The organism is Aeromonas sp. YN13HZO-058, assembly GCF_001921245.1.
Taxonomy (GTDB): domain Bacteria; phylum Pseudomonadota; class Gammaproteobacteria; order Enterobacterales; family Aeromonadaceae; genus Aeromonas; species Aeromonas allosaccharophila.
In genome coordinates, this window is the sequence record NZ_MQSY01000006.1 from 21,774 (window position 1) to 34,187 (window position 12,414).

The 12,414-nt window shown below is 56.3% G+C and carries 9 protein-coding genes and 1 pseudogene; 8 read left to right on the forward strand and 2 right to left on the reverse strand.

What is annotated here, in order from left to right; all coding sequences use genetic code 11:
• The first annotated feature begins 19 nt into the window (after positions 1 to 19).
• Entirely contained in the window at positions 20 to 1,576 is a 1,557-nt protein-coding gene (locus tag BSP75_RS00420) for a hypothetical protein (RefSeq protein ID WP_075111840.1), read from the forward strand.
• Between the two features lie 877 nt (positions 1,577 to 2,453).
• A pseudogene (locus BSP75_RS00425) lies at positions 2,454 to 3,452 on the forward strand (sensor domain-containing diguanylate cyclase).
• A 107-nt stretch (positions 3,453 to 3,559) separates the two neighbouring features.
• On the opposite strand, the gene BSP75_RS00430 reads toward BSP75_RS00425, so the two are convergent.
• A complete protein-coding gene (locus tag BSP75_RS00430) occupies positions 3,560 to 4,186 on the reverse strand; it encodes a porin family protein (RefSeq protein ID WP_075111841.1) in 627 nt (208 codons plus the stop codon).
• 945 nt (positions 4,187 to 5,131) lie between these two features.
• Between BSP75_RS00430 and dcuC the strand changes: the two genes are divergently transcribed.
• Both dcuC and BSP75_RS00440 read left to right on the forward strand, forming a co-directional pair.
• Positions 5,132 to 6,502, forward strand: coding sequence for a C4-dicarboxylate transporter DcuC (dcuC, locus tag BSP75_RS00435; RefSeq protein WP_042061647.1), 1,371 nt, complete (start codon positions 5,132 to 5,134; stop codon positions 6,500 to 6,502).
• Between the two features lie 500 nt (positions 6,503 to 7,002).
• On the forward strand, positions 7,003 to 7,767 hold the full coding sequence (locus BSP75_RS00440; protein ID WP_005336490.1) for a helix-turn-helix transcriptional regulator: 765 nt from the start codon (positions 7,003 to 7,005) through the stop codon (positions 7,765 to 7,767).
• 49 nt (positions 7,768 to 7,816) lie between these two features.
• Here BSP75_RS00440 and BSP75_RS00445 read toward each other — a convergent pair whose 3' ends face one another.
• Positions 7,817 to 8,629, reverse strand: coding sequence for a UTRA domain-containing protein (locus BSP75_RS00445; protein WP_075111842.1), 813 nt, complete (start codon positions 8,627 to 8,629; stop codon positions 7,817 to 7,819).
• 212 nt (positions 8,630 to 8,841) lie between these two features.
• On the opposite strand from BSP75_RS00445, the gene BSP75_RS00450 reads away from it, so the two are divergent.
• From BSP75_RS00450 to BSP75_RS00465, 4 genes are read left to right on the forward strand one after another with little or no spacing between them, the layout of a single operon-like run.
• Positions 8,842 to 9,903: an ABC transporter substrate-binding protein gene (locus BSP75_RS00450; RefSeq protein ID WP_075111843.1), complete on the forward strand. Its 1,062-nt coding sequence runs from the start codon at positions 8,842 to 8,844 to the stop codon at positions 9,901 to 9,903.
• A 9-nt stretch (positions 9,904 to 9,912) separates the two neighbouring features.
• Positions 9,913 to 10,746, forward strand: coding sequence for an alkaline phosphatase family protein (locus tag BSP75_RS00455; RefSeq protein WP_075111844.1), 834 nt, complete (start codon positions 9,913 to 9,915; stop codon positions 10,744 to 10,746).
• Positions 10,746 to 11,645 (forward strand): ABC transporter permease subunit, encoded by a 900-nt coding sequence (locus BSP75_RS00460; protein ID WP_075111845.1) that lies wholly within the window; start codon positions 10,746 to 10,748, stop codon positions 11,643 to 11,645. Before BSP75_RS00455 ends, BSP75_RS00460 begins: the two co-directional genes overlap by 1 nt.
• On the forward strand, positions 11,638 to 12,414 hold the full coding sequence (locus BSP75_RS00465; protein WP_075111846.1) for an ABC transporter permease subunit: 777 nt from the start codon (positions 11,638 to 11,640) through the stop codon (positions 12,412 to 12,414). The genes BSP75_RS00460 and BSP75_RS00465 overlap by 8 nt, the downstream gene beginning before the upstream one ends.

Consider the following 12,414-nt stretch of genomic DNA (forward strand, 5'->3'; position numbering starts at 1 on the left):
GCTTTAAATGAGTGAAGCTATGAAAAATAAAATATTTTCATTTATGGGGATTGAGGAGAATAATATGGATAAAGCTGAATTTAATAGAGAGAAAGAGTATATATGGAGCAAACTCTCCGAGTTAACACAAGAAATTAAGAAGAAAGCTAACGCTGATGACTTACAGAAGTTAGAAATGAGTGTACCTGAAAGACTTAGAGATGCGACTCAATCGTCTAAGAAAACTTCTGAATATAGAAATAGAGCTAAAGAGGCCAAGGAAGAAGCTGAACAAGCGAAGGGTATTATTGAACAATTTAAAATTGATTCGGAAGCAGCATTTAGTCGTATTAGTAATGTCGATTTAAATTCAGCTGATATTCATGAAAACCTTAACTCCTTACTTAAAGATGCAACATCGAAGCATGAAGGGCTAATTACAGCTTGTGATGAGTCGTCTGAAATAATCGAGAAGATAAAGGAGATGATTCAAGAGCATGATGAGCTTGCGAATACAGTTGAGTCTATTCAGGAGTTTAGAAAGGACAGTGAGTCAAATTATGGGAAAATAAAGTCTCTGCTATCACAAAGTGCGACCTTGAAAAGAGACATTGATGATGTCCATGATGAAATATTTGGCTATGACAGCACAGAAGAAGGAAGTGAGAAGGAAACCCGAGTAGAAGGGTTGGTAGATAAGTTGAATAAAACATATAAAGAATTGCGCACTGAACTTTCAAAAATGACAACTGACATTGACAGTCATAAGTCTAATACTAGTGAATTTCTATCTAAATTGAAGTCTGAAGCTGAGCTGAAATATGGTCAGTACATATCAAATTGTAATGACTCATATAATGAAGTTTTACAAAACATAAGAAGCTTGTTACCTCAAGCTATGACTGCTGGTCTTGCATCTGCATATAATGAAAAAATAGATAAAGAGATACTCGAACAGAAAAAACATGAGAAATCATTCGGCCGGTCAATCTTCTATCTTGTGTTAATATCAATGATTCCATTTGTTGTGAATGCTTATAGATTCCTACACAGTGGCGACAATTTGGTTGAAATTATTAAAGATACACCAAGCTTATTAAGCGCGATACTGCCATTGTATATTCCAGTATTATGGATGGCGTATACAGCCAATAAGAGTTACAAATTATCAAAACGACTCATTGAAGAATACACTCATAAAGGGGTTGTAAGTAAAACATTTGAAGGGTTATCTCACCAGATTGATGAGTTGGAAGATAAAAATATATCTGAGGAACTCAGGGTTAAACTTCTCTTTAACATCGTATCTGTAAATACAGAAAACCCAGGGAAATTGATTTCAAATTATGATAAATCAGACCATCCACTTATGGATGCGCTTGATAAAAGTGCACAACTTGCTGATGCTGTGACAAAACTTTCTAAAATCCCTGGTTTCTCTGCTATTGCTAAGAAACTAGATGAAAAGGCGAATCAGATTGTTGCGGATAAGGCCGATAAAATTAATTCTGTTCTTGGCTCTGACTTAGATGACGGTGGAAAAGAAGATGCAAAAAATATTGCATCGAAAGATTCGCGTCCTGATCAGGCTGCATAATGGCATCTCGTATGTTGGGCTTCACAGGCTCAGCACCAACCTACCGATTGTGTAGGTTGGTGCTGAGCGTAGCGAAGCCCAACGTTTACCGCGAAATCTCTTTTTCCTCCCCCTCATCCCTGACCCTTCTCCCGCAAGGGGAGAAGGGAGATTGGGCTTTTTTTGATATATTTTACACCACTGGTTTATCGGGCATGTGTAGGTTCGATTAGCGAAGCGTAATCGGACGATCGCGTAATTGGGTAATCGAGTATGTTGGTCTTCGTAGGCTCAGCACCAACCTACCGATTGTGTAGGTTGTGGCTGAGCGTAGCGAAGCCCAACGTTTACAGTGAAATCTCTTTTTACCTTCCCCTCATCCCCAGCCCTTCTCCTCTTTTTTAAATAAACAGGAGAAGGGAGTAATGCCGTTACCGCTGTCCGATTACGCTTCGCTAATCGAACCTACGTGGCTGGCGATCATATTTCCGATGCCGCTTTATCCCCTCTCCCTTTGGGAGAGGGCTAGGGTGAGGGGAACGGGTTGTCACAATGCCGACTTCGTAAAGTCAGGTAAGGGGCAATAAACGAAGTGAATGCCACCGCTCCTGTATATCAGCCAAAAAGGTGCAATGCGCGTCGCTTATTACCTCCTGCATCACCGTCCGGTGAGCCCGTCCCCAGTTCGCTGAATCGTGAGTTAAATCCGGTAAATAAGGTACAGTGTGAACCACACTTACTGGCACTCGGGGTCGGTCACTGGCGGCCGACCAGCGGGGAAACGGTGGTGCGGTGGGGTTCTGGCTGACAGATTTTTTGCAATATGCCAAGGTAGCGCTTCACGACAATATGGCGATTCCCCGCAGTGGCGCGGGGCAGAAGAATAAGGATGGCCACTATGCTGCAGGACAGTGACACGATCAGGATCTCGGATGTCAGCGAAGCCGTGGTGCATGGCATTCTGGAGGTGATTAGCGATGGCATCTGGGATTGGCATGCCAATACCGGTTTCGTCTATCGCAACCCCGGCTGGTACCGGATGCTGGGCTACGAGCCGCACACCCTCGGCAATACCGTCTTCACCTGGGAGGGTGTGATCCACCCCGACGATCTGGCCGGGGTGATGGCCAAATTCGATACCTGTCTGAGCGGCCAGGCTTCCGAATATTGTGCCGAGTATCGTTGTCGCTGTCGGGATGGCAGCTACCTGTAGATTGAGGATTGTGGCCGCATCATTGAGCGCAATCCCGATGGCTCTGTGGCGCGGATGATCGGCGCCCACCGCGATATCCACGCCAGCAAGCTGTTGCTGGAGCAGCTGGAGCGGCGCAACCACTCGCTGGAGCAGCAGGTGGCGGATCGCACTGCCGAGCTGGTGCGGCTCAACGAGGAGCTGAAACTGCGGGTGGAGGAGAATCGTCAGTTGGCGGAGACAGATGCCCTGACCGGTGCCGCCAGTCGTTACCGGTTGGAGCGGGCGCTGCAGCTGGAGTGCGAGCGGGCCCGCCGCTTCCATCTGCCTTTTACGGTGATCGCCATGGATGTGGACAACTTCAAGCAGATCAACGACCGCTACGGCCACAACGCCGGGGATCAGACCCTGATCAACATAGTGGCGCTGGTGCGCAGCCATATCCGCGAGATCGATCTGCTGGCTCGCTGGGGCGGCGACGAGTTTATGGTGCTGTTGCCCAATACGAACCGCGAGGATGCCATGGTGGTGGCGACCAAGCTGCAGGCATTGATGGCGAGCGAGTCCATCTGCCCCCATGCCCCTGCGACCATGAGCTTCGGGCTAGCGGAGTATCAGCAGGATGAGCATAAAGAGAGTCTGATGGTGCGGGCCGATCGGGCGCTCTATCAGGCCAAGCAGCTGGGCAAAGACCAGATCTGCTAACGCGCAGCGTGTGGCAAAAAGGGCAGCAAAAAGGGCCGCAGGCGTGAAACCTGCGGCCCTTTTGTATCTGCGCTTTGCGCATCAGCACACGAGAGGGGCGGCGCGACTTAGAAGTGGTAGCGCAGACCCAGCTTGAAGGTATCCAGAGAGTAATGCTCGTCACCCAGACTCAGGGCGTTGAACTGGCGCTCGTAACCGATCCCTGCGGAGAAGTGGTCGTTGAAGGCGTAGTCCAGACCCACTTCCAGATTGGGGTGCAGGGTGCCTTTGGTCTCGTTGAGGTTGCCCTGAACGCGGTAGCCCAGCATGGCGCCGCTGCCGATGAGTTCCACTTCGGTGCTGGTGTAGGCGATGCCCGGCTTGGCGTAGGCGCTGAAACCCCAGGCCAGTGGCTGGCTCAGCTTGGCGGCCAGGCTGATGCTGCGGGTGTCGATGGTGGTGTCGGTGAAGCCGGTCAGGCCCGGGGCGTTGACCCACATCAGCTGGCTCATCTGCTGGGCGTGCAGGCCCCCTTCGATAGCCAGCCAGTGGTTGAGGTCGTAACCGACGATCAGGCTGCCGCCATCGAGCTGGTCATCGATGATCTTGGCGTCATAGGCCTGCTGGGCCGCGCCATCGAGATCCATCTTGGAGGTGGCGAGGTCCAGACCGACATACCAGCCCTGGGCGCAAGCGGCACCGCTGAAGGTCAGGCCGAGCAGAGAGAGCATTGCAACTTTATTGAACTTGTTCATGGATGGATTTGCCCTGTTAATGCGAACTGCGTGTGATTGAATGGCCTCATCCATGAAGCTTATTTATATTCCATCGGGTCTCTATATCAGAGGGCGCGCAGTATAGAGAGGCCGTTTGATAATAACAACCCATCGCTGACCAGTTAATGGTTGGATATAAATGACGGGCTGTTTGTGGTTGTTCAAATAATGGTTTGTTTAGAGCTATCACTTTATTTATAAGTGACCAAAATAAGGCGAAATATTCTCTGGCGGTTATTTGGCACGATATTGGCGGGACGCGCTTGATCTGGCTGGCTATTTTTCTGCCCTGGCCATGTCCCGGCCGATTACCAGTCGCTCGTTAATTAATCGCTTGTCAATCGTGCCGATTGTCAACGGTTTGCCGGTTTTTTGTGCGCGGCCTCGCGAGGAGGGATACGCTATTTTTTTTTGCCGGTCATTGCATTTTTGCTCTGGAGTCTGGTTCATTAATCCAGTTTTTTTGCTGTATTTTTGTTCATCCGTAGTCTCTTTCGCGGTCAGTTGCGCATCTTGCCCGCTGGCCGGAACGGCTCGTCATGGTGCTGTCAGCCGAGAGGTCATGCTGTTGTCTGCCGACCTTGGTAGCTGGTTGGAGAGGGGCGTCATGGCGCGGCGGGGGCAGGAGAGAGGATCTGTGTTTTCCTGCTGAAAATAGCGATGATGAGCACATTCTCTATTTTATGAAGCGCCGCACAGTCGCGAATAAATAAGTGCGACCATCACCGCATCATGCACACCGTGATTGTGCTAGCGATATATTTGTGTCGCAGCGGATGGTTGCCGAAATATTGTTTATTGCGGTGGTGATCACACCAGCCAATTCTATTTTCAGATTGTCACTGATACCCTCCCGAATCCCAATTGTCAGAAGTCATCTTCGCTGTGATTGGGCCGCAATCGTGCAGTAACAGGGGTATGTTTATGTCAACAATCTTGATTCTGGTGGTGGTGGGGCTGGTTGCCTACGCCATGCTCAAGCGGTTCAATCCGCAGGCGACCTTGCTGACCGCGGGTCTGGTGCTGCTGGCGTATGCCCAGTGGGCGGGGATCTCGTCGATCCTGCCAGCCGAAAACAGTCAGGGCTTCTGGTTCTTCGACCTGTGGGAGAAGTTCGCCATGGTGACCAACTCCCGCCTCGCCTCCACCGGTCTGACGCTGGTGGCGATCGCCGGGGTGGCGACCTACCTCAACCAGATTGGCGCCTCGGCGGCGCTGGTGAAGGCCACATCGCGCCCTATCATGGCGCTGAAGAACCCCTATCTGCTGCTGGCGATCATCCTGCTGCTGGTCTCCATTCTCTATGTCTTTATCACCGGGGCAACCTCGCTCTCCCTGCTGTTGATGGGCACCCTCTATCCGCTGCTGCGCAACGCCGGGATCAGCGCCAAGACGGCGGTGGCGACCATCGTTATCCCCACCGCGTGGGAGTTTGGCCCCGGCCAGATCAATGCGGTGATCGGTGCCAAGGCGATCAATATCGAGGTGATGCCGTTCGTGGTGAACCATCAGCTGCTGTTCCAGATCGCGCTGCTGGTGACCATTCCGTTCGTCAACATCATGTGGCAGCGCCACTGTGACCGCAAAGATGGCCACGACGCGGCCGCCGAGCGGGGCAAGTATCTGCACGAGCTGGAGGCGAAACACGAGAACACGCCGGGTTATTACGCCCTGTTGCCGGTGATCCCCTTCGTCTTTCTGTTCGGCTTCTCCGAGCTGTTTGTCAGCGCCATCAAGATGACCATTCCGGTGGCCATGATGTCTACCATGACGCTCTGCATCATTATCGAGGCGCTGCGTTACCGCTCTCTCAACAAGGCGTTCGCCAACTTTGAGGCCTGGCTGACCGGTACCGGGATGATCTTTGGCAGCGTGCTGACCCTGATGCTGGCGGCCGAGTTCTTCTCCGCCGGTCTCACCAATATCGGCGCCATCACCCAGCTGATCGAGCTGGCCAAGTCGTTCGATCTCAATCCGCTCGGGCTGTCGCTGGTCTTCTCGCTCTTTATCCTGCTGACCGCCTTTATCACCGGCTCGGGCAACGCCCCGGTGATGGCCTTTATTCCCATCGTGCCGCTGGTCTCCGGCCAGTTCGACATCAACCCGCTGTTGCTGCTGGTGCCAATCCTGTTTGCCGCCGGGATTGGCCGCACCATCTCGCCGGTGGCCGGGGTGATCATCACGGTCGCCGGTATCGCCAATCTGAGCCCGGTGGATGTGGTGAAACGCACCTTCGTCCCCATGATGGCGAGCATGGCGGTGGTGATGGTGCTGACCGCGATCCGCTATATCTGATTGCTGAAATCAGGATGCAAGCGTCTGCCATCGGCAGGCGCTTTTTTTGTGCCCGATAGCGGGTGGCAATGGCGATTTGAGCGATGGGATAGGGGCGGGTGTTGCTTTTATCGCCGGATGCGGGCAAAAGAAAAGAGCGGTGCTTTTGCAAGCCCGCTCAATGCCAGGAAAGAGAAAAAACCTTGCGGTTTAAAAGATAAAAATTTGGAAGCAAACAATCGATTTCTCAACCAGGAAGGGTTTTGAATTCGATACGTTTCGATTATGCGCGATGTTCTATGCAGCACTAGCAAAATGTTTGCGGGTTGAAAGATATGCACTGTCTGGTGTCACATTCTGCGACCTCATCGTTCAACTGGTCTGTCCTCACGGGAATATGCGGCAATTTTTTCTCTAGGCTGTTTTTTCGGTGTCAATATCTGAGCCTTGAAGGTAAAAACAGGTCAGAAGCTGACTCGGCATAACCATGCAATGAAAGTGCGATAACAAGGAATAGTGGCATGACCTACAGCCAGACCCTGGCCAACAATATTCTCGACACCCTGAAGAAGACCCTGACCGACAAGGGGATCCGCTATCAGACGCTGGCGGAGGCGATGGGTGTCTCCATCGCGACCGTGAAACGGATGATGAACAAGCCCTCGCTGCCGTTCGATACTCTGCTGGAGATCTGCCATCTGGTGGGACTCTCGTTCGAGGAGCTGCTGGATCGCACTCAGGACGCCCAGAGCCGCCGCGCCGTCTTTACCCAGGAGCAGGACGAGGCGTTTCACAACGAGCCGGGGCTCTACGCCTTTCTCGCCAATATCTTCTGGCGCGACAAGACCCTGATCGATCTCAAGCGGGAGTACGGCCTGACCGATGCTTCTTGCTATCTCTATCTGCGCAAGCTGGAGAAGCTCGGCATTTTGCAGCTCGGTATCGACAACAGTTACCACTTCCTGATCAGCGAGCGGATCAGTTTCGAGCAGCACAGCCGTTTCGCCCGCCAGCAGGCGCGGCAGGCGATGTCGGTGCTGGGGGAGTATCTGGTGGAGAACATGCACAAGTCGAACAACTATATGGCACTCTGTCAGCTGCACCTCAACGAGGGGGAGGCGATGGCGCTGATCGACCGGATGAAGGAGTACTGGCATCAGGAGATCAAGCTCAACCGCCCCGCCATCGGTCAGCAGGAGCACGCCAAGACCTACACCATGTCGCTGCAACTGGCCGACTGCGGCTACCAGAGCTTCGACGACATGATCCCCAATATCGACAACTGATCCCGGCGGATCCTGCGGGATCCGCATCTGCTCATGAGCCTGAACGTGGCTACTCTGCCAGTTGCACGGGCTGCGCTTTGGCGATGATGGGTTGCAACGCCCGGGTATCAAGGCAGATACGGATCGCATCCGGTCGCCAGTGCTCGATATCGCAATCCACCAGACCGCCCCGCTCGTCGTAGTTGACCCGCACCAGCCGCAGCACGGCACTCCCCTCCGCCAGATTGAGGGCGCGGGCGATGGCGCCTCGCGCCGCCGAGGGGGTGATCTCGAGACTCGCGCCACCCTGGCCTATGCCATAGCGCTGCTGATAGAGCTCGGTGAGGGAGCTCGCCAGCGGCGCACTGGCGATATCGGGAAAGCGGCTCGCCAGCAGGTGGTGGCTGACGTGCAGCACCGGGCGGCCGTCGATCAGCCGCTGGCGGCGGATTTCATAGATCGGGGTAAAAGGTTCCAACCCCATCCAGCGGCAGAGTTCGCTGCTGGCAAGCGCACTGCCGTGGGCCAGTACCCGGGTTTCGGCGGTGCGTTGCTGCTCGCCGATCCACTGGTGAAAGTGGGTGTGGATGGCGGGATCGTAGGTGAGGCGGGGCGGTGCCACGAACCAGCCGCGCCGCTCGGCCCGGTAGATAAGGCCATCCGCTTCGAGGCTGGAGAGCGCCTCCTTGATGGTGATGCGGGTGGTGGCGAAGCGCTCGCTCAGCGCCCGTTCTGCGGGTAGCTGTTGCCCGGCCGCCAGCTGGCCGCTGCCGATATAGCGGCGCAGGGTCTGGCAAATCTGTTCACACTTGGAGGCGCGGCCATCGGCCGCTACCCGTTCGCTCAATCTCGGTTCAATCACGCTGATATCCCTGTCGCTCATTCTGGCTGTGCGGGCTGGCCTAGCCCTTGTTGGTTCAGCCCTTGCTGGAGTAGTCCAGCCTCACTCGGGTTCAGAGTTGTAACCGCGCTGGATGACAGCGGCGTGACAGGGTGATTGTCATCAAACTGCCATCAAAGCGCCCCGCCACCGTCATATTTCCCCTCTAGCATCCCTCTCGAACCTTAACTGACCTAGTCCAGAGGGATGGGATGATGAAAAGCGTGATCGCAAGTGCACTGGCCCTGGTGGCCATCAGCCAGCCGTTTTTTGCTGCAAATAGCTATGCCGCGGAGAATATTGCGGACTTGGAGAAGGCCGCTCGCGGCGAAGGGCAGCTCAGCAGTATCGGCATGCCCGATAGCTGGGCCAACTGGAAGGATACCTGGCAGCAGCTGGGCAACATCTACGGCATCAAGCATCAGGATACCGACATGAGCTCGGCGCAGGAGATCGCCAAGTTCGCCGCCGAGAAGGCCAACGCCACCGCCGATATCGGCGACGTGGGTGGCGCCTTCGGCCCGGTTGCGGTCAAGCAGGGGGTCACCCAACCCTACAAGCCCTCCACCTGGGCCGATATTCCCAACTGGGCCAAGGATGCGGACGGCCACTGGATGCTGGCCTATACCGGCACCATCGCCTTCCTGATCAACAAGGATCTGGTCAAGGCTGCCCCCACCAGCTGGCAATCCCTGCTGGGCGGCAACTACAAGGTGACGCTGGGTGATGTGGGTGTTGCCTCGCAAGCCAACAACGGCGTGCTGGCGGCGGCCTATGCCACCGGTGGCAGCGAGAAGAACCTCAAGCCGGCGCTGGAGTTGTTCGGCAAGCTGGCCCAGCAGGGTCGCCTGTCGCTGAACGACCCGACCATCGCCAATATCGAGAAGGGCGAGGTGGAAGTGGGTGTGCTGTGGGATTTCAACGCATTGAACTACCGCGACCAGATCGACCCCAAGAAGTTTGATGTGGTGATCCCGAGTGACGGCTCCGTCATTGCCGGTTACACCACCATCATCAACAAGTGGGCCAAGAACCCCAACGCCGCCAAGCTGGCCCGTGAATACATCCTCTCCGATGCCGGTCAAATCAACCTGGCCCGCGGCTACGCCCGCCCAATCCGCAGCAACGTGACCCTGCCGGATGATGTGAAAGCCAAGCTGCTGCCCGCCGAGCAGTATGCCAATGCCAAACCGGTGCAGGATCACGCCGCCTGGGAGCAGAGCTCCAAGGCCCTGCCGCGTCAGTGGCAAGAAACCGTCATGATCAACATGCAGTAAGGGAATCCAGTGCAACACAAGGTGATAGTGGTACTTGTGGATGGTCTGGCAGCCGAGGTAGCCCACACCATGGGCTACCTCGGTGGCATGGTGGAGGCGGGGCGGGGCCTGCATACGACCCTGAATGCAGCCCTGCCATCTCTCTCCCGGCCTCTCTACGAGTGCATCCTGACCGGCGTACCGCCGGTGGCGAGCGGTATCACCCACAACGGGGTGAGTCGTCTCAGTCTGCATGACTCCATCTTCCATCTGGCCCGCGCCGCGGGTAAACGCACCGCGGCGGCGGCCTACTACTGGGTGAGCGAGCTTTACAACAAGAGCCCCTGGCTGGCGGCCCGCGATCGCTTTACTCACGATGAGCAGCTACCCATCCAGCATGGTTGCTTCTACTGGGATGACGGCTACCCCGACAGCCATCTGCTGATGGACGGCGAGTGGCTGCGCAGCCAGTACGACCCCGATTTCCTGCTGATCCACCCGATGGGGGTGGATGACGCCGGCCACCAGTTTGGTCTCGATTCCCGCCAGTACCGCAATCAGGCGCGCCGGATGGACAGCCTGCTGGCCGACCTGCTGCCCCAGTGGCTGGCGGAGGGGTATCAGGTGGTAGTCACCTCGGATCACGGCATGAACAACGACCTGAGCCACGGCGGCACCCTGCCGGAAGAGCGCACCGTACCGCTCTGGCTGTTTGGCGATGCCTTTATCGAGCGCTGGCCGGATGGGGTGGCGATTGCCCAGACCCAGCTCTGCGCCCTGATGGCGGATCTGCTGGGCATTTCCCACGACAAGCCGGCAGCGCCACCGCTGCTCAAGGCCGCCTTTATGCGTGAGGTGCACTGATGATGCCTGCAACCACCGAGATCCTGGTGGATCAACCCGTGGCAACCAAGCAGAAGGTGCGCCGCCACTGGCTGCCCGCGCTGGTGCTGCTGCCCTTTGTCCTCTTGATGATCCTGTTCCAGCTCGCCCCCATGGTGTGGGTGCTGGTGGGCAGTTTTCAGACCCCCGATGGCTGGGGCCTCGACTACTACCGGGAGATCCTGAGCTCCCCCTTCTACCTGCAATCGTTCGGCAACTCGTTGCGCATCGCCGGTATCGCCAGTCTGGCGGGGCTTGCCATCGGCACGCTCGGGGCGGCGGCGCTGCGCCACAGCGGCGAGCGGGTCAAGCGGCTGCTGCTGGCCTTTGTCACCATGACCGGCAACTTCAGCGGGGTGCCGCTGGCGTTCGCCTTCATCATCATTCTCGGCATCAATGGCGCCGTTACCCTGCTGCTGAAATCCTGGGGATTGATCGACGGCTTCAACCTCTACTCGGGGTCTGGCCTCATCCTCATCTACACCTACTTCCAGATCCCGCTCGCCCTGCTGCTGCTCTACCCGGCGTTCGATGCCTTGCAGGATGAGTGGCCGCAGGCTGCGGCGCTGCTGGGGGCGAGCAAGGGGCAGTATGTGTGGCACGTGGCACTGCCGGTGCTCACTCCCGCCCTGCTCGGCACCCTGATCATCCTGTTCGCCAACGCGGTGGGGGCCTATGCCTCCGCCTACGCCCTCACCACCGGCAACTTCAATCTGGTGACCATACGAGTGGCGAGCCTGGTCTCCGGCGATATCTTCCTCGAGCCCAATATGGCGGCGGCGCTGGCGGTGATCCTGATGGTGTTGCTGGGGGTAGTGACGGCCGCCAACCAGTGGCTGCTGAAAAAGAGCTATGTGAACAGGGGGCAATCCCATGCATGATTTGACGCCGCGCTGGCCCAAGTGGGTGCTGGGTGGGCTGGTCGCCACCCTGCTGCTGCCGCTGCTGGCCACCTTTCTCTACTCCATCTCCACCCGCTGGGGGGCGACCCTGCTGCCGGATGGCTTCACCCTCGACTGGTACCTCAAACTGTGGGGCGATCCGCGCTTTCTCGCGGCGTTTGGCCGAAGCCTCTTGGTCTGCTTTGCCACCCTGCTGCTGGGGACGCTGGTGCTGGTGCCGACCGTGCTGGTGGTGGCCTATTACTTTCCCAGGCTGGATCCCTGGATGAACCTGCTGATCCTGCTCCCCTTCGCGGTGCCGCCGGTGGTCTCTTCGGTCGGGCTGCTGCAGATCTACGCCGATGGCCCGCTGCCGATTATCGGCACGCCGTGGATCCTCATCGGCACCTGGTTCACCGTGGTGCTCCCCTTCATGTACCGGGCGCTGGCCAACAGCCTGCAGGGAGTGCCGCTGAAAGATCTGATGGATGCCGCCCATTTGCTGGGGGCGAGCAGCGCCCGCGCCTTCCTGCTGGTGGTGATCCCCTGCCTGCGCAAGGGATTGCTGGCGGCGCTGTTTCTCTCCCTCTCCTTCCTGCTCGGCGAGTTCGTGTTTGCCAACATGCTGGTGGGCACCCGTTACGAGACCCTGCAGGTCTACCTCTACAACATGCGTTCAACCTCGGGCCACTTCACCAGTGCGCTGGTGATGAGCTATTTCCTGCTGACCCTGCTGCTCACCTGGGCGGCGAACAGATTTCATCGGTGA